The 16,841-nt window shown below is 66.9% G+C and carries 15 protein-coding genes and 5 pseudogenes; 12 read left to right on the top strand and 8 right to left on the bottom strand.

The genetic code is table 11. The features are described from left to right. The first annotated feature begins 743 nt into the window (after positions 1 to 743). Positions 744 to 1,016, top strand: coding sequence for a hypothetical protein (locus tag ACF08B_RS36620; protein WP_392321356.1), 273 nt, complete (start codon positions 744 to 746; stop codon positions 1,014 to 1,016). 72 nt (positions 1,017 to 1,088) lie between these two features. Beyond that, the gene (locus tag ACF08B_RS36615) at positions 1,089 to 1,703 is read left to right on the top strand and encodes a hypothetical protein (RefSeq protein ID WP_392321355.1); all 615 of its coding nucleotides are present in this window, start codon (positions 1,089 to 1,091) and stop codon (positions 1,701 to 1,703) included. A 307-nt stretch (positions 1,704 to 2,010) separates the two neighbouring features. On the opposite strand, the gene ACF08B_RS36610 is transcribed toward ACF08B_RS36615, so the two are convergent. Then, entirely contained in the window at positions 2,011 to 3,153 is a 1,143-nt protein-coding gene (locus ACF08B_RS36610; protein WP_392321354.1) for a hypothetical protein, read from the bottom strand. A 515-nt stretch (positions 3,154 to 3,668) separates the two neighbouring features. Between ACF08B_RS36610 and ACF08B_RS36605 the strand changes: the two genes are divergently transcribed. Beyond that, on the top strand, positions 3,669 to 4,394 hold the full coding sequence (locus ACF08B_RS36605) for a hypothetical protein (RefSeq protein ID WP_392321353.1): 726 nt from the start codon (positions 3,669 to 3,671) through the stop codon (positions 4,392 to 4,394). A gap of 32 nt (positions 4,395 to 4,426) precedes the next feature. Here the strand turns inward: ACF08B_RS36605 and ACF08B_RS36600 are convergent. After that, a pseudogene (locus tag ACF08B_RS36600) lies at positions 4,427 to 4,531 on the bottom strand (IS5/IS1182 family transposase); the annotation flags it as partial. Between the two features lie 822 nt (positions 4,532 to 5,353). Between ACF08B_RS36600 and ACF08B_RS36595 the strand changes: the two are divergent. Then, a pseudogene (locus ACF08B_RS36595) lies at positions 5,354 to 6,069 on the top strand (cytochrome P450); the annotation flags it as partial. 501 nt (positions 6,070 to 6,570) lie between these two features. Here the strand turns inward: ACF08B_RS36595 and ACF08B_RS36590 are convergent. Beyond that, entirely contained in the window at positions 6,571 to 6,930 is a 360-nt protein-coding gene (locus ACF08B_RS36590) for an STAS domain-containing protein (protein ID WP_392321352.1), read from the bottom strand. A gap of 211 nt (positions 6,931 to 7,141) precedes the next feature. Between ACF08B_RS36590 and ACF08B_RS36585 the strand changes: the two genes are divergently transcribed. Together ACF08B_RS36585 and ACF08B_RS36580 are read left to right on the top strand one after the other, a co-directional pair. After that, positions 7,142 to 7,585, top strand: coding sequence for an ATP-binding protein (locus ACF08B_RS36585; protein ID WP_392321351.1), 444 nt, complete (start codon positions 7,142 to 7,144; stop codon positions 7,583 to 7,585). 5 nt (positions 7,586 to 7,590) lie between these two features. After that, positions 7,591 to 7,683, top strand: a pseudogene (locus ACF08B_RS36580) (IS5/IS1182 family transposase); the annotation flags it as partial. A 146-nt stretch (positions 7,684 to 7,829) separates the two neighbouring features. Here the strand turns inward: ACF08B_RS36580 and ACF08B_RS36575 are convergent. The 3 genes from ACF08B_RS36575 to ACF08B_RS36565 all read right to left on the bottom strand — a co-directional run bounded on the left by ACF08B_RS36575 (position 7,830) and on the right by ACF08B_RS36565 (position 10,555). Next, the gene (locus tag ACF08B_RS36575; RefSeq protein ID WP_392321350.1) at positions 7,830 to 8,540 is read right to left on the bottom strand and encodes an SDR family NAD(P)-dependent oxidoreductase; all 711 of its coding nucleotides are present in this window, start codon (positions 8,538 to 8,540) and stop codon (positions 7,830 to 7,832) included. A 380-nt stretch (positions 8,541 to 8,920) separates the two neighbouring features. Continuing rightward, the gene (locus tag ACF08B_RS36570) at positions 8,921 to 9,394 is read right to left on the bottom strand and encodes a VOC family protein (RefSeq protein WP_392321349.1); all 474 of its coding nucleotides are present in this window, start codon (positions 9,392 to 9,394) and stop codon (positions 8,921 to 8,923) included. A gap of 684 nt (positions 9,395 to 10,078) precedes the next feature. Further along, complete coding sequence (locus tag ACF08B_RS36565; protein ID WP_392321348.1) at positions 10,079 to 10,555, bottom strand: transposase; 477 nt, start codon at positions 10,553 to 10,555, stop codon at positions 10,079 to 10,081. 269 nt (positions 10,556 to 10,824) lie between these two features. On the opposite strand from ACF08B_RS36565, the gene ACF08B_RS36560 reads away from it, so the two are divergent. The 3 genes from ACF08B_RS36560 (at position 10,825) to ACF08B_RS36550 (ending at position 13,146) form a co-directional block, all read left to right on the top strand. Further along, positions 10,825 to 11,475 (top strand): hypothetical protein, encoded by a 651-nt coding sequence (locus ACF08B_RS36560; protein WP_392321347.1) that lies wholly within the window; start codon positions 10,825 to 10,827, stop codon positions 11,473 to 11,475. 646 nt (positions 11,476 to 12,121) lie between these two features. Then, positions 12,122 to 12,325 carry a hypothetical protein gene (locus ACF08B_RS36555; RefSeq protein WP_392321346.1) on the top strand — a complete coding sequence of 68 codons (204 nt, stop codon included), beginning with the start codon at positions 12,122 to 12,124 and terminating at the stop codon, positions 12,323 to 12,325. 317 nt (positions 12,326 to 12,642) lie between these two features. After that, a complete protein-coding gene (locus ACF08B_RS36550; RefSeq protein ID WP_392321345.1) occupies positions 12,643 to 13,146 on the top strand; it encodes a hypothetical protein in 504 nt (167 codons plus the stop codon). Positions 13,147 to 13,476: 330 nt separating this feature from the next. Here the strand turns inward: ACF08B_RS36550 and ACF08B_RS36545 are convergent, their stop codons facing one another. Next, positions 13,477 to 14,085, bottom strand: coding sequence for a TetR/AcrR family transcriptional regulator (locus tag ACF08B_RS36545; RefSeq protein WP_392321344.1), 609 nt, complete (start codon positions 14,083 to 14,085; stop codon positions 13,477 to 13,479). A gap of 125 nt (positions 14,086 to 14,210) precedes the next feature. Between ACF08B_RS36545 and ACF08B_RS36540 the strand changes: the two genes are divergently transcribed. The 3 genes and pseudogenes from ACF08B_RS36540 to ACF08B_RS36530 all read left to right on the top strand — a co-directional run bounded on the left by ACF08B_RS36540 (position 14,211) and on the right by ACF08B_RS36530 (position 16,600). Next, on the top strand, positions 14,211 to 14,972 hold the full coding sequence (locus tag ACF08B_RS36540) for an SDR family NAD(P)-dependent oxidoreductase (RefSeq protein WP_392321343.1): 762 nt from the start codon (positions 14,211 to 14,213) through the stop codon (positions 14,970 to 14,972). A 509-nt stretch (positions 14,973 to 15,481) separates the two neighbouring features. Continuing rightward, positions 15,482 to 15,689 (top strand): annotated as a pseudogene (locus ACF08B_RS36535) (phosphatidylserine decarboxylase); the annotation flags it as partial. Positions 15,690 to 15,946: 257 nt separating this feature from the next. Then, entirely contained in the window at positions 15,947 to 16,600 is a 654-nt protein-coding gene (locus ACF08B_RS36530) for a hypothetical protein (RefSeq protein WP_392321342.1), read from the top strand. A gap of 104 nt (positions 16,601 to 16,704) precedes the next feature. Here the strand turns inward: ACF08B_RS36530 and ACF08B_RS36525 are convergent. Beyond that, positions 16,705 to 16,803 (bottom strand): annotated as a pseudogene (locus ACF08B_RS36525) (IS5/IS1182 family transposase); the annotation flags it as partial. Positions 16,804 to 16,841 lie beyond the last annotated feature (38 nt).

The raw sequence follows: 16,841 nt of genomic DNA, 5'->3' as shown, positions 1-16,841 counted from the left end.
TCGCGAAAGAGAACCGCGCAAACCAGGACTGATCCAACCCCGAGGGGTCAATTTTCAGAGGTCCGGGAGGGGTCAAAATTCAGGAAGCGTTGACAGCAGGAGCGCAAGCCGGAGAACTCGCCCCGCCTATGAGCGTCCGGGCGACACCACCGCCCACCCCATCACGATCACCCTGCCGCACGCCCGTATGGACATAACCCAAGCACGGCCGTTCATGACCGCCGTGAAACCCCTCGCCCCCGTAGTGACGGTGCCCGCGCCCGGGCTGCCTGGTGCCCCCCCCGACCGGTGGCCAGCGGTCTCTTCCCGAGCTGGGACTTGCCGCCCGGCGCCCACTATCAAGGCTGACACCTCATCGCCTGATCCAGTTAACCCATGTCGGGGCCACTCCCTTGAGGGCGGGGCCCCTCTGCGTCTCAGCAACGCTACGCCAGGCGTCACGCCCGCGACTGCAAGCGCTATGACCCTGCCGGCCGAACCCCCGTCCACCCCCCCTGAGATGCCGCAGGCCGTCGCGTCTAGCCCAGACAGCCCAGCAGCACAGGTACCGCAACCCGACTCTCCGTCTCGAGGGCGCGCGGCCCTCCGCATGGCCGTGCGCCAGGGCGGAGCAGGGCCCGGCTTGCGCGTCTAACCCAGCCACCCGCCACCGTCGGCACCGACAGCACTCCTCACGCCCCGGTCATCGCAGGCGGAGGACTTCACACAGCGGCACAGTGCCCGCCTCATCGCAAGAAATCGTCATGTCCGACACCCTGCTGGCCGTCAGCGCTCTCATACTCCTGGCCTCGGCCGCCGTCCTCATGGTCCTCCTCGACCGCCGCAAGCCATCGACCCTCCGGTACCTGGTTGCCGCCGCGGTCCTGCTACCCAGCGCCCGGTTCTACAGCATGGCCCACGCCTACGTCGTCGCCTACCTCGTGGTGCTGGTCGCCGCCGTCTACATGATCATCGCGGCGGTACACCACCGAACCGTCCGGAGGCAGTCACCCAGCCCCGCTGAGCGCAGCGAGTAACCCGCTCCGAGCCCGGACGCCCTCGTGAATAGGATCAAGCAACTGCGGATTCGTAACACAAAGGGGGATCACATGAGATACGCCGTCAGGGTAGTCGTCGCGGGATTGACGGCAGTTCTGATCGCAGGCTGTTCCTCGCACGCCGAGGCAAAGAAGGAGACGGGGACAAGCAAGGGAGCAAGTGGCGCAGACCCAACAGCCTCAGCTGTCCAAGCTGCCAAGAGGTATCAGGAGGCGGTCAACGACGACGACTGGCAGCGGGCTTGCCAGATGAGGACCGAGCAGTTCCGCCATGGCAGCGTCCATGAGTGCGTCACTGATAACGCAGCGCCCGACGCCCCTTCACCGTCACCGACCGAAAGCGACGCCTTCCCCCCGTTGAAGCGGGCGGACGGCTCGACCGTCCCGCCGAAGCAGACACCCAGCGACAGCGGACCCGATAGGACGGAGACGGGGACCGTCACCGCCGGCAGCTCGGTGTCCGTGCCCGCGACCGGCGAACACCCGGCTGGGACCGGAGTGCTGATCCAGTTCAAGGTGGTGCAGAGCGACAACACCACGACAGTCCGCAGCGCACTGCGCGTCGTACGGGAGAACAACCAGTGGCTGGTCGACCAGGCCGAGGACATCGACGAAGCGGACGACGCACACGGCAATCCGGTCCATGACGCGCTGATGCGCAACTGAGCGAGTCTGGACACTGCCCGAGCGACCAAGGGCCTGCCGGTTCAACAGTAATTGCATTGGCCGCCACCGCCCCCTAGCGATGGGCGGTGCCAGCCGGTGATCCGGCGTCCGTCGCCGAGGCACCAGGGCGAGGTGGCCGCGATAGTCAGGTGACGCCCCCGACGGGGCATGGCTGGAGTCTCCCCAGCGGCGACCCGCTCTCTCCCGTGCGCATTGCGCCAGAATGCAGGCCGGTTTCAGTGGGCGGGGTACGGAGGTGCTGCGCCCGGCACCCCGTGCCAAGGACGCGACGGGGGCGTTCCGCTGATCAGCCGCGCGGGATCACGGTCCCCGACCTGGCGAATCGGGCGAGCCATCCGTTCGGGGCGACAAAGGCTGAGTCCGTTCCCGCGTCGCCGGGGGCCATCTCGACCAGGTTCTGGCGCTCGAGTTCGACCGCGAACCGCTTGATTTCCGCAGGGCTGGAAAATCCGAAAAGGTTGTGGTCCTCGAAATCGCAGAGCCCTTCGTTGTCAATCATGTCGTCCAGGAGTCTCCAGCCGGTTGAAGAGACGCCCGGGTTGTTTGAATATTCGTCCGAGAGGAGCGTCAGCCAATATTCCAGCTTATTGACATTTTCCGTTTCGTCTCCCTCCAAGAGCCCTTCGTCATGCAGCCAGAAGCTGAAATCCTCGCACTTCTGGAGCGTGTTTCTGAGGTTGCATCTCAGAACCTCGTACAGGTACTGGAATCCTGTGACCCCGACCGGAGGCACGCCGCCGGTCGAGAACTCGTCGATTCGAGCCTCAAGCGCACTGATCGCATCGTCCATGGGCAGGGCTTCAACCGCTAGGGGATGACACAGGCGGCCTTGAAGTCGGGGCGATGCCGCCGCCGTGCGCACCACCCCTCTTGCCCCGCAGATCACCCACCGCAGGCCAGGTTCGGCGAGGACAGTGTCGCGGATTTCCTCGAGTGCCTGCCGGGCCGAGGCCGAGGTGACCAGAAGTTCCAGGTTGTCCAGAACGCAGACGAAATAGCCGCAGCCCGGAGGGTTGAAGCACTTACTTAGCCATGCCCGAACCGTGTTGGCGAGGCCAGATTCTGCGAACGCACTCGAAGCGTTCACGGAGCTGCTCCTGGCGGCCGACAGGCTAACTCCTGCGATGGAGGCTCCCGCGGACATCGACTTGATTATGGGGGAGTTCATCCACTTATTGATGTCTGCTACCTTCGGCGTGGTGTAGCCCCATCCTCGCAGGTCGTCCCGATATCGGATGAATGTTTCCGCGATGGCGCGATAAACCGATGCCTCAAGCAGCTTCACGTTTTCCTGAGTAGTGATCTGAAAAGTTTTGTCGACGGGGAGTAGCAAGGGCAGTCTGGCCTTGTCACTATTCCTCTTCATTCGGTAATTGGCGATGGTTATCAGACTGGTCTTGCCGACCCCGGCATCTCCTTCGATCGTCACGTGGCTCGATGTTGAGGAAAGTCGGTTGACCAGGCGCCGAATGTGTCTCTCCCGCCCGACCAGCAGCCTTTCCCCGATTGCCGTCGGTGGGAGAGATTTGGTGTCATAGGGGCTTTGAGTGAAGCCCAAGTCAGCCCACATGGTCATGACGCACCATCTTGCGAGTCGTTGAAACGTCGACAGCGTCCAGCTGAACTCAATTTCTCCACTGTCACGGTACGAGAGGCCGCCGAAAGCCTCAACCTGCGCTCACCCGCCGACGCGTCCTATGCGAGCGGGTCGACTTCACAACTGCGCCGAGACCCGAAGGTCCGCGCCCCGGCGACCGCCTGGCGCCTTCGGATGCCGGACCGAGCACGCCAGGGGGGCGCCCGCGCGCGGAGCAACGAGCGCCGGCCCCAAGCCCGCTGCTTGCCTGACTAGGGCATGTCCGACGGGTCACTTGGAGGTGCCATCGCGACTGAGCTGCCAGTGCGGACTCGCCCCGGGCTGCCTCGGGAGGGTTCAATGCCGGGGTGGTGGACTGGGCACAGATGCGTGACTGCTGGTTCGAGGTTGATCGTGTTCCGGATCTCTTGGAGCGGGTCGAGCGCGATGACGACGCAGACGCTTGGAAGGAACTGGGATGGCGGCTCGTCCTTGAGCATGACCTGGTATCCCCGGCTAGTTTCGCTGCCCTGCCGCGTTTGGTACACCTCGCGCCGCGCAGCGCGGAAGCGCGGGGCCTGGCGGGGGAGATCCTGGAACGTGCGGCAGGGCACCATGGCTGCGACGATCTGCTGGCGGACTGCGCTGGCGCCATCGCAGAGTTCCGCAAGGTGCTGGAACGGCACCTTCGGTCGTGGCCGGCGGACTATCTCGTGTCCTTTCGGGCCCTGCTCTCGGTCGAGGAGGAATACCACTGGGCGGCGGTCCTGGGCGACTTCAAGGATGACTTCTATCCGCTGGCCTGTCCTCATTGTGGCGTAGAGGTCACGATCGCCATTGGCGACTACGGGCGGTACTCCGCGATCCGGAACTGGGACCTGGGTGATGTGGAGCGACGGGACCTGCGGCCGGTGGCCGCCGAGGAACTCACCGGAACCGGGAGGTGGATGCATGGGACGGCTGCCCGCGATGGGCAGGAGGCGCTCGCTGACGGAATTGCGTACCTGTTCGGTAACGCGGAATGTCCGGGCTGCGCCAGCGTCTTCAACGTTGCAGACGAGTACACCTCCGCCAACCGTCCGGTCATGCAGTAAGCCACGACGTATCCGAGCGCTCTGGCTGCTCCCTACGGGCGAAGCCAGAGCCGGATCGCGGCGACGGTGACCGTGCCGTAGAAGACATACGCCATCTTGTCGCAGCGGGTTGCCACGACTCGAAAGCTCTTGAGACGTATTGCGCCTTACACCGCTTAGCCTGCCGTGCTCCATGGTCGGGCCAAATCCCAACCGGGGCACCCGACCACCGAGGCTCGCCCATCCCTCAGCGCAGGAGACGCTCGTGCTGTTCGCCAAACCCGCTCACCCCTACGACGACCCCACCCAACCCGCCCAGTGGGCCTGGCGCTACGGGTACTTCGAACTGCTCTACACCCCCGGCATCAGCACCCTGTCCTTGTCGCGCGGCCCCAAGTACTCGGTTCGCAGCGGCAGGTGCTGCCGCGGTGCCACGGCAGTGGGTACCTCCCGTGGTGGGAGCGCACCACCCCCGACGGCGCCGCCGCCCCCGCCGTCCGTTGCCCGACACGCCCCGCCTACCGCCCCCTGTTCGAGCACCTGCCCCTCTGGCCGCGCCGCTCCCTCGACCGACTGCGCCACCGGCTCAGCGCGGATCGCCGCGCCGCCGACCGGCCGCCCCTGACTTCTGACAAGCCGGACCCCGGATGGGTAGACGGCTACAGCGACGAACCGCCGTTCTGACGACCCTCGGAAGTTGCCAGCGCGGCCCGCGACAAGGGCACGCCGCCCCGGCCCCGCACGCGCGTGTGGGGCCGGTCAGGCACGTCTCGCGGCCATGCCCACTGCCGAGACAGCCCCCGCCGCTTCGGCGCCCGGTTCAGGCTGGTCCGACAAGCCTGTCCCGCACCCCGCCCAGCTCAAGTCCACGCACGAGCCTTCTGCTCCTTGACTGTGTGCCACGTGACAGTCGGTCCGCCCTGCTTTCCGGTCCGAGCTCCGCGCCACCGTGTCCCGTCCCTGCTCCCTGGTTCAGTACCTCGGCCGGACCCCGCCACATGCGGGCTCGTCGTGCCCGCAGCCGTCAGGAAGCCCGGATCGCCGAGCTCATCGAGGCAACCCGCCGCGGAACGCATACGGCCCCCGACGGATCGGTGCTGCAGACGGTGGCGGCCCACCGAGACGCCTCTGGCCACCTCCTCGATCCTCATACAGCAGCAGTCGAGGTTCTGAACGTCATCCGCCCGACCGTGGCGGTCACCTGGTTCCTGACCTTCGCCGCGCACGCCCTCCACCGGTGGCCCGAACACCGCAAACAGCTCGCCGACGGTGACGCCTCCTACGCTCGCGCCTTCGCCCACGAGGTCCGCCGGTTCTACCCGTTCGCGCCGTTCGTCGGCGGCCTCGCCGCAACTGATCTGCACTGGGACGGTCGGGACATCCCCGCGGGCAGCATGGTCCTGCTCGACCTGTACGGACAAAACCACGACCCGCGTCTATGGCCCGACCCGTACACCTTCGACCCCACCCGCTTCCTGGACCGCGAGCCCGACCGCGACACCCTGGTGCCGCAAGGAGGGGGCGACCCCGCGGCCCACCACCGCTGCCACGGCGAGGACGTCACCCTGACCGTCCTCGAAACCCTCGCCCCCCGCCTGGCCACACTGCGCTACGACGTCCCCGACCAGGACCTCAGCATCCCCCTGGCATCCCCACAGCACCGCGCAGTGGGTTCATCATGACCTCCGTGCAGTAGAGCGCGGTCGGCACGGCGGCCGCCGGCCGTTTGGGGTTACCTGGCCGGCGGGGGACAGGTGGTCGGTCGCGGGGGCATGCCAGCGAGACCGTGCCGCCGCGGGCGCGTGAGGGGCGCGGTTGCCGCTCTCCGGATCCGTGATCAGCTGTAGGGGTGTCCGTGCTTATGCCCAGGCACAGGGCTTCGACGATCGCTTCCTGATCGGTGCAGGTCGTGGCTGGTGGGTCTGCGCCCAGGTGATGACAGCTTCGGCGACCCTGTGCAGTTTGGTGTGGGAGAGCTGGGAGGCCGTGCGCAGCGCAGCACGGTGAATCCGGTGTCGGGTTGAGCTGGTGGAGGCGGATCAGGAAGCGCCGCGGGGGTTCTCAGGCGGTGGACCGGTTTTCGGCGGCTACTTCCTGCCCGCCCCTGGGGAGACGGAACACCCGCGCCACGCCCGTAGTTGCTGCAAGCGGCTCTGAGTCGGCTTTCGCTGACGCGGCACCGCGCCCGCCGGTTGTGTCAGGCGGTGAGGGCGTCGGTGAGGCTGGGGTAGCAAGGGATGACGCTGTCGACGCCGACGAGCTCCAGGGTGCGCATGACGGAGTTCTGCGCGCCGGCCAGGCGCAGCCAGCCTGCGGGAGTGAGGTCGCGGTGGGCGGTGAGCAGGACGTTGATGCCGCTGGAGTCCATGAAGGTCACGTCTCGCATGTCGATGACTACGCGGGGCGGCGAGCCGAGTTCGCCGAGGTCCAAGGCCTGGATCAGGGGGCCGGCGCTGTTGTGGTCGATCTCGCCGGACACGGCCACGACGGTGGTGCCGTCGGCCGTGGTGGAGGTGACCGTCAGCGGTTCCGGCTGGTACACGTTCTCGGTCTCCACGACAAAGTCCTCAGCATTCTCGACAACACTACGACCTGGCATTTTGCCCGAAGCGACGCCCGGCATAGTACGAGAGGATGCTGCTGTGTGGCATACGCAACAGTACGTTTCACGGCTGGATTGCCCGAGCCGATCACGGGTATCCGTGCGTGGATATACACGGCAGTAGAGGCGGCAACGGATGGAACGAGTCTTGTTGGGCGAGGAGAGCATGACGCCCCACTCACATGAGGCCCCTCTGGGCGCCGCGGCGGCTCTGGACGGGCAGGGCGCCTGCATCGCCGAGGCCCGCCACCTGGCCGCCGGCTTCCTGAACCGTATGCGCGCCGAGCACGAGATCGCCGTTTCCGAGCGCGCGGTGGAGGTGACGCAGCTGGTGGTGAGCGAGCTGGTCACCAACGCGCAGAAGTACGCCGCCGGCCCGATCCTGCTGGACCTGCGGATCACCGGGGACCTGGTGGAGGTCCAGGTCTGGGACTCCGACCCGGTCCTGCCGGTAGCGCGCGCCGCCGACGCGGGGCGGGTGGGTCAGCACGGCCTGGAGATCGTCATGGCTCTCTGCCAGGGTTTCGAAGCCATGCGGGAGCCGGTCGGCAAACGCCTCACCGCCCGCCTGGCCCTGACAGACGACCCGTTCCGCGACGGCATCCGGTAGGTGTCCGCGTCGCCCGCAAGGGCGTCGAGTCATCGCAACGGCTCGGGCGGCGCCGGTGGGTGATCGAGAGGCCGATGTCCTGGCTGACCCGCTACCGTTGCGGGCCGCCACGCAGTTGCCTTCCGGTCGAAGCGCCCGGACGGCCGTGGACGGTGTGCTCTCGTCCTATGCCTGGTGAGTCAACAGGACCGTGTCCCGAATGATGATGTGAGCGAGCGCCTTCCGGCGGGTGGGTCCGTTCAGCTCAATGGCCGGCGCTCTGGCCACCGTCGACGTGGAGGATCTCGCCGGTGACGAACGGGGCGTTCTCGAGGTAGATCACCGCGTCGACGACGTCTCTCACCTCGCCCATGCGGCCGACCGGGTGCAGGCTGGCGAGCGTCTCGTAGTAGCCCTCGGTCATCGGTGTCTTGACGGTGCCCAGAGCCAGGGCGTTGCTACGGATGCCGCGGGTCGCGTACTCGATGGCGAGCGCCTTGGTGGCGGACTGCAGGCCACCCTTGGTCAGGGAGGCGAGCACGGAGAGCGCGTTTGAGTTCGCATATTCGGCCAGGGTGCTGGTGATTTGCACGACGTGACCACCGCCCTGGGCCAGCATCTGTTGGATCGCGAGCTGGGTGATCCGGAAGAAGCCGGTCAGGTTCACGGCCACCATGGCGTTGTACTCGTCCTCGGTGTAGTCGGTGAACGCGTTCCCGATGTAGATCCCGGCGTTGTTGACCAGGGTGTCAATGCGGCCGAACCGCTCGGCGCCTGCGGTGATGACGCGCTCAGCTGTGGCACGATTGGCGATGTCACCCTGGACGGTGAGGACGTCCGCATCCTGCGACTCGGCGATGGTGCGCGAGGTGGCGACGACGGCGTAGCCGAGTTCGCGATACGCGGTGACGAGCCCCGCTCCGATGCCCTGCGAAGCACCGGTGATGACCGCGACCTTCTGACTCTGACTGCTCATGATGACCCACTCCGAAGGAGGCGGGATGGCTGACCGATCACTAGCCACCAGTCATCGGCGTTTCCCGGCGGGTAGTTGCGAATAGCTGGATCAGTGCCTGTCTGGGCATTCTCTCATTTCGTCGACGAGCGGGCATCTTGCCGAGGATGGTGCGGAAACGCGGGCTGAGTTCCGTCACCTTCTCGATGCCCGTGGGGCCTCAACTCGCGCTGTCCGCAGTTGACATGGGCCTGCGGCAGCCTGCCCCGACGGGCCGCCCCGCCGGATCCGGCGAGCTGGCCCATCATTCGTGCACGGTTCGCAGCCGGACTCGAGATCCCGTGGCAACCATCGCCTTTGAGGACCAAGCACCCATTGACACCTGACCGTCTGATGTGGTGTCAGCGGCCAGGGGCTCGCTGTCTGACCTCCTGAAGGACCCATACATTGCCGTCCGGGTCGCTGAAGGTGGCGTAGGAGCCGTAGTCGGCACGGTCGGGGTGGGGGCCTGCCAGCCGGCCGCTGCCCTCGATGTCGTGGACGACCCCCGTGGTGTCGTGACCGTGGAAGAACAGTCCTCCGGCGTCGTGGAACACCTCGCCCACTTCGATGCCGCGGCCGACGAGATCCGCACGGGACGCTTCGATGTCGGCGACGACGAGGTAGAGGCCCTGAAGCGAGCCCGGCGCTGCGGATGTCATGCCTTTGCCGAAAATGATCGAGCACTCGGAGTCCGGTGGCGTGAACTGTACGCCTCGGAAATCCTCACCTGCGGAAACATCGATGTCCAATCGGAACCCCACTTTCTCGTAGAATTGCTTTGCTCGATCCACGTCGGATACGGACAGTATGACGACTTCGAGTTTCAGACCCATGAGTGTTTCCTTCCTCTGTCACCGATTACGAATTTCTCGCATTGTGAAGTGTGGCGTCGCAAAATCGATGCTTTTCGCTAATCCGCAGTCTGCATACCCATTCGACTAGAAGCCCACCGACTTGCTGTCTGTTGGCTCCGACTCGCCGGTCGTTCTCTGCATGGGCGTCCATGTGGAACGACACGCACACAACTCGGGCCCAATGCACTGCCTCATGGGTGGACGCTGTTGATGGAAGACGCGGTGTGGCGAGGTCAGGGTGTTGCGCCTGCTGTGAGGAATCGCCGTGTTGGTCGACTCGGGAGGAGGCGGCGCGCGACGGACGCGCAGAGGCGTCACGGAGTGATGCGCCTATCGCTTGTCAACTTACCGGGTCATGCGTTTTGGCGCGCGGTGTGCCTCTCCTGTCCGCCACCGGCTGAGCGGCCCGAGAAGCTCCCTATTCTCATAGGACGGCGGCCTTGGCCTCTCTCGCAGTCTGGATCTCGGTGATGGCCGCAGCCTGGGAGTGGGCACCAGCCCTCGCACCGCGTGGTCGCACCGTAACTGTCCCTAGCAAAACCGTTGGACGTGGCGGTGAATGATCAGGCAGACGGCGAGTCCGAGGAAGGCTTCGCGGAGGCCGTCGCGTCGTTCCCTGCGGATGCGCAGGCGGCGGAAGCCGTGGAGCCAGGCGATCGTGCGCTAGACGACGTAGCGGAAGGTGCCCGGGCCGGTGTCGTGGGGCTCGCCCCGCTTCGCGATCACGCGGCGGATCCCGCGTTGCCAGAGCAGGCGACGGTATTTGTCGTGGTCGTAGCGGCGGTCGGCCGGCAGTGCGTCGGGTCGTCGGCGCGGTCTGCCGACCCGGCCCGCGATGGCCGGGATCTTGTCGAGCAGGGGCAGGAGCTGGGTGACGTCATTGCGGTTGCCGCCGGTCAGCGACACCGCGAGCGGGATGCCCTGTCCGTCGACGATGACGTGGTGCTTACTGCTCGGACGTGCTCGGTCGACCGGGCTGGGCCCGCTTTTTGGCCCTGGCAGGCCGTGCGGACGTGCGTCGATCACCGTCCGGGACCAGTCCAGCTGGTTCTTCGACCGCAGCTTCTCCAGTACCAGCACGTGCAGCTGGTCCCAGACGCCGACCTCGTTCCAGGCCGCCAGTCGCCGCCAGCAGGTCATCCCCGAAGCCCGGGTCAACGGATGGGGCAGCGGTGGTATGCAGCGCGTTCCGCAGGTGCGCAGTGAAGGCGGCCCCGCGTGCGATGGGGGGCGGGAAGAAGCCGGTCACAGAGGACGTCGGACCCAGGCTGCACTGTCAAGCCCCGACTTCCCGGGCCATGACCCCCGCCCCGGGCACAGGGCGTAATGGTGACACGGACGGCGGCACGAACGCGGACGCACCGACTGCCTCATCCGAACCCCACTCCCAGCCCTAAGGAACCCTTCTCATGGCCATCATCAACACCCGACGCCTCGCCCCCCTGCTGATCGTCACCACACTCGCAACTGGCGGCATCTCCCTCACCACTACCTCCGCCTTCGCCGCCACTACCGCCACCGCCACCGGCGTCACTACCGACACCGACGGCCCTGGCTCCAGCATCCTCAATGCCTACAGCAAGCACAGGGACCACCAAAAGATCGGCGAACCCCCTGCCTCCAGCGGCGGTGTCGTGGCACCGGGGATGGATGGTGAGCCCAACTCCGATGAGGTGAGCATGGGCCCCCTCGTGGTCGCCGAGAGTCGAACCGGACACGCGCGCCCTGGCCCCATCATCACCGACAAGACGGTCAATGGTGGCAACGGTAACTCTGATGAGGCCAGGGGCGGTGACACCCAGACCGGTGGCAACGGTAACTCTGATGAGGCCAGGGGCGGTGACACCCAGACCGGCGGCAACGGTAACTCTGATGAGGCCAGGGGCGGTGACACCCAGACCGGCGGCAACGGCAACTCCGATGAGGCCAGGGGCGGTGACACCCAGCCTCCCACCGGCCAGGCCGGTGACAGCAACGCTGCCAACAGCAACCTCGGGCCCGGCCAGGACATCGACTACGCCATCTGGACCAATCCCAACCCCGGCCCGGTCGTCAACTGACGCCCGGGCCCGAGGCCGGAAAACTAGGGATGTTTGTACATGCCTAGCCGGTCCGCAGCGGCACGTCGATGTAGGTGCGGCTCACCCAGCCCCAGTGGCCCTCGTGCGCGCCGTAGTAGGGCTTCATGTAGCCGCAGTTGCCCTTGTAGTTCGGCGTCGTCGAGGAGGGTTGCTGCCGTCAGCCGTCGGCTGCCTCCGCCAGTACGCCACCAACTGGACGCCTACACCTGGGCCGGCGGTTTCACGCTTGGAGCAGCTGGGCGCGCGGCCAAGGAGGCCGTGCGCCCAGCCGGTGGCAGCCAGTTGCCCCCGGCAAGGGCCAGGGCCCAGCTGGGGATGGCGCCGTGGTGGCGGTCGACCTGGCGGTGAGCGCCCTCGCGGTTGGGAAGGGGCGGTGAGCCATGGTCAAGGCATCCTGGGGTCATCACCGCGGAGGCGACCACCACCGCCCGGTGGCGTGTCCTGGCGGCCGACGTTCCCAGGCCCATGATTTCACGGCGGCCAGGACTGACAGACCGTCAACCCGGTCCATCAGCCGCCTAGATGGTCGTTGTATGCGAGTGTCACAAAGATCTGTTGACCATGGTGCACCTGGTGAGGGACGAACACGTCCCGGAAACCGACCAACGTATGCTCCATCCGGCGCATGAAAGTCGTGCTCAACCGTCACCTGGAAGCAGAACTCGCCCTGCTGCGCAGCCTGGAAGCCCGTAACCGTACGCATGGGCGCACGAAGGCGGCCCACAGGCCCGGCAGAGCGCTGGCATTCTTCGCGACGCGCTGGCCGCCGATGCGACCGACTGGCTCGATCACCGCCTGCGGAACACGTCAGCTGCCGGTACGGAACTGATCGCGGGTAGTTACGTCCCAGGCGAGGGAGCCCCTGACACGCTTGCAGCACCGCCCTCTGAGCCGGTACCGGCACACGCAGGGCGTCCGGACTGGGTGCCGGACAAGCGGTACGCGCGCCTGAACCATGCCTCGTTTGCCGCGGCCCGCCTAGGCCGTATATCGAGGCTGTTCGCGGTGCTCATCGGCGCCTGCGGGCGGCGCTGGATGCACGAGCCTCAAGCGCAGATTTGAACACGTTCAACAAACCTGACAAGGTGCCTCTCCATGGCCCGCTCCAATCAGCTGGCCGAGACGGGCTGAGGGTGGGAGGTCCTGGTGGCGGGCAGGCTGCGTGCGTGGGGGGCGGCTCTCGGTGGCCTGATGGTGTTTTTGGCTGCTCTGACTGCGTGCGCCGGCCCCTATCAGTACTACGAGGGAACAGGGGTTCACGACGCCACGACGACCGAAGTCGCCGGGGGTTGGGAGAACGTCGAGGGGACCCGCGTGGTGCTTCGCAAAGACGGAACGGCTCTCGTTGAAAAGCTCGACGGGCAGGACTTCGACTTTGAGGACGGCTGGCGCCTCTCCGGCACGGGAACGTGGCAACTGACCGACGGGGGCGGCGGACAGGTCGTCCGACTCGCGCTGAAGTCCCGGACCCGAGTGGAGAGCCGTTCCTCCGCGACGGCCACTGGCGCCTCGGTTCCTGAACCCCCACCGACATACGCATGGTCCTTCTATGTGGACCGCGATCAGCGCGACGAGTTGAGGCTGTTCTTCTTCTACGGCGATCCCGACATCGGGAACACATACGTGATGACGCGTGAAACAGGGTCATAGCCATTTGTTGCTCGCTGTGACCAGTACAGCCACCTCGTGGACCGAGAGCCTGTCGTAGCTCCCCGAGTTTGAGTCTCATCGGGTCCGCCGCCCGCCGCCCGCGCCGCGCATGCTCGCCCTGCCCCGGTCGCCGTGTCTGTGAGGGGGACCACGGGCGGGCTGGTGGCGTACGAGACGGGGGAGGGGCTATGGTCGAGGTAGAACGACCGGTCTTTCTGCTCGAGGTGGATGTGCCGGACGTGCTGTGTGCAGTCGAGAAATGAGGACCAGCGTGTGTCAGGTGACAACGCGCCCAGGAGACGGGTGGGCGCTGCGTTTAGGCGGGGGGTTTCAGCCGCCGGTGCGGATCAGTCGGACCGCGTCCAGCAAGGTTTGGTGGGCCGCGGTCGAGTCGTCCAGGTAGCCGGCTGCCATCGCGCCGTCGAACAGCATCAGCAGTGCGCCGGCTGCCGAGTCCGGATCGGCGTGCCCGAGCCGGGCGAGCAGGTCCCGGAAGAGCGTGCGGGCCCATGTGCGGTGGGACGCCACCAGGGCGCGCACCGGATGGTCCGCGTCCGGGTATTCGGCGGCCGCGTTCGTGAACGGCGATCCGCGGAAACCGCGCTCGCGGGCGTGTTCGGCGATCGCGTCGAAGATCAGGTCGATCGCCTCGGCGGGCGGGTGGGCGGCGGCCAGAGGTTCGGCCAGAGCCCGGTAGTAGGCGTCCTTCGTCTGCAGGTAGGCCACGACCAGGTCGTCCTTGGAGGCGAAGTGCCGGTAGAAGGTCGCCTTGGTCACGCCGGCCTCTGCGATCAGCCGCTCGACGCCGATCGCCCGGACTCCCTCGTAATAGAACAGCCGTGACGCGGCCCGGACCAGGCGCTCACGGGGCGGTAGCTGCCCGGCGGCCTTGGCCTGGCCAGGGGTGCCGTCGGTGGTCTTCTGCCCAGTGATGCTCATTCTCCCCATTGTGCCCGCGGCCGGGCCGGGAACGGCCGCCGCCCCCCATTGGCCCGCCTGAGCAGGGCGGACCACATCCACGCGGACCGCGATCGGCGGTCCCTCCACCGAAAGGCAGTACCCCTATGACTCGTCGTCTCGAAGGAACCGTCGCCCTGGTCACCGGAGCGTCCAGCGGCATCGGCCACGCCACCGCCCTGGAACTCGCCCGCGAAGGAGCCTCCGTGGCCCTGGTCGGCCGGCGAGAGGACCGCCTCACCGCGCTCGCCGCAGAGATCACCGGCGCCGGCGGAAAGGCCCTCGCCGTGCCCGTCGACATCACCGACGCCCAGGCCGCCTCGGAAGCGGTCGAGCGGACCGTCGAGGGCCTGGGACGCCTGGACACCCTGGTCAACAATGCCGGCCTCATGCTGCTCGGGCCGGCCCTCGGCGCGGACCTGGACGACTGGCGCCGCATGATCGACATCAACCTCATGGGTCTGATGTACACCTCCCACGCAGCCACCCCCCACCTGGTCAAGTCGGCAACCGACACACCACGCAGGGTCGCCGACATCGTCAACATCGGCTCCCTCGCCGGCCGCAGCGCCTTCGCCATGTCCGCCGTGTACTGCGCCACCAAATTCGGCGTCGGCGCCTTCAGCGAGGCCTTGCGCCAGGAACTGGCCCCCAGCCACGTCCGTGTGTCCGTCGTCGAACCGGGCAGCGTCGACACCGAGCTGCGCACCCACAACTCCGCCCCCGTCCAGCAGCAGCTCGAGGCCCATTTCGGCGACATCGAGCGGCTGCAGAGCCAGGACATCGCCGACGCCGTCGGCTACATCGTCACCCGCCCCCGCCACGTGGCCGTCGCCGAACTGCTCATACGCCCCACCGAGCAGGTCTGACCGGACGACGAGGCCCCTTGCGCTGCGACGCCAGGGGCCTTGTCGCACCTCGTTGCGTCCCCCGTGACGCCTCGGCCGTCGGCCGAGCCGATCGCCCTCACTCTTGCCCCGCGCCTCTGCCCAGTCGGCCAAGCGATGCGCTTCGTTCACGGTCAGCAGTGGATCGGCCAGGACCACATCGCGCGCGCCGTGGATGAGCGTCGACGCCGTCGGGACCACATTCGCCGCTCCTCGCCCGCTGGGAGATCATCGGACACCGCCGGCTTGGACGCAGCCACGTCCAGGGAGTAGGCGAGTCCCGGGTATCGGGGCCGTCGTGTGCACCGTCATGCTTTGCGCCCCCGGCTCCGCCCCGTACGAGGTGCAGCCGGGGGTGCCGTCTGAGCTGCTCTAGCCGGCCCTCCCACCCTCCGAGAGATCGGGAGGACAGACTCCCCGGGGCCGGGGCCGGGGCCGCGGCCGCGGCCGCGTACGCCGCGCGCGACGGCATGTACATCCAAAGGTGGATGTTCCTCGCCGTGCCCGCGACCGCGCTCGCGGCGGGCATGCTGTGGTTCTTCCGCGACCCCGAGCGCGAGATCGCCACGGGCCGGGTCATCTCCCCCCCCCGACGGTGTGGTGCAGAGCATCATGCCGTGGAAGGACGGGCGCACCCGCGTCGCGATCTTCATGAGCCCGCTCAACGTCCACGTCAGCCGCGCGCCCCTCGCGGGCACGGAGCCGTTTTCAACCTGCCGCCGATGCCGACGTTCCCTGCTGATCTTCGGACGTTGTCGGACGAAGCCCTCGCTCGGATTGCCGCCGACGATGAGGTCCTCGCATGGTGCTGACTGGGCTGGATGCGCTGATGCGCGCCGCTGGCTCGCCATGATCAATGGCCTCCGAGTGGTGCTCAGCCCGTCCCCGGCGCCGATGAACGTACCCAAGCTTGACTTGTGACGCAGCCGGATCTTGCGCCGCTCTACAGTGGCCCGGTGCCTGAAAACCCGTGGTTCGAGATCGATGGCCCTGTTGGCGAGTTGGAGATCGACGAGGCTGAGCGCGCCTTCGTGGCACGGCTCCAAGCCCTCGCGGGGTGCTGGGACGTGCCCTTCGCGTCCAGCTGGGTGGGGAGGCCGGAAGACGACTCATCGCTCTTGGCGGTTGTCACGTTGGGGACGTCACAGCTCTCGCTGGCTGACTTCGGAGTCCACATCACCGGTTCGACGATGCGCGGCGACCGGCTGCACAATCAGTTGTACTTTCTGCCGGAGCGGCCGACTTCTTTTTCGATGGAGGTCACCGGCGCCCCTGAGGAGCTGGCCGAGCGGGCCGCCGAGTGGTTCGAGACGATCCTTCGCAAGCCTGTTGTGCGGTACGAGTGGGAGCACAACGGCCAGATCTACGCTGAGCTGTACCTGTTTGCGGATACCAGGGAGGGCATGGCTCAGGGGTACAACAGCACGCTTTCTCCACCTGGGCAGGAACAAGAACTCATGGCTGCCGGCCAAGTGGTCGGCCTGAACTGGATCCAGACTTCAGGTCTTGGCCGGCCCGATCGAATCGTCCACGTCAGAGGGACAGTAGACGACGGGGCTAACTCCAAACGTCGACGTTTGAGCTTGCGAGGTCTGCTGGGAAGGCCCTGATCAAGAGGTTTGCCGAGCCCGGGGCAGCTCTTCCTGAGGTTGCGAACCGATGACGGGGTGGGCCGCTGCGCGTCCGGAAGGCATCCAGTGAGCCGTTTCCAACCTCAGAGTGACGCTGCCAGGTGAAGGGCGAGGATGGCCTTGACCAGGCCGGTGATGCGGTCGGTCGAGCACCGGAGCTTGCGCAGGAGCCGCCAGGATTGTTGGCCTGCGTCGCAGCGGGCACCGCTGCCGCCGCACC

This window comes from Streptomyces sp. NPDC015139 (assembly GCF_043079785.1).
Lineage (GTDB): Bacteria > Actinomycetota > Actinomycetes > Streptomycetales > Streptomycetaceae > Streptomyces > Streptomyces albidocamelliae.
The sequence above is the reverse complement of the archived record's forward strand: the minus strand, read 5'-3'. Positions and strand labels throughout refer to the sequence as shown.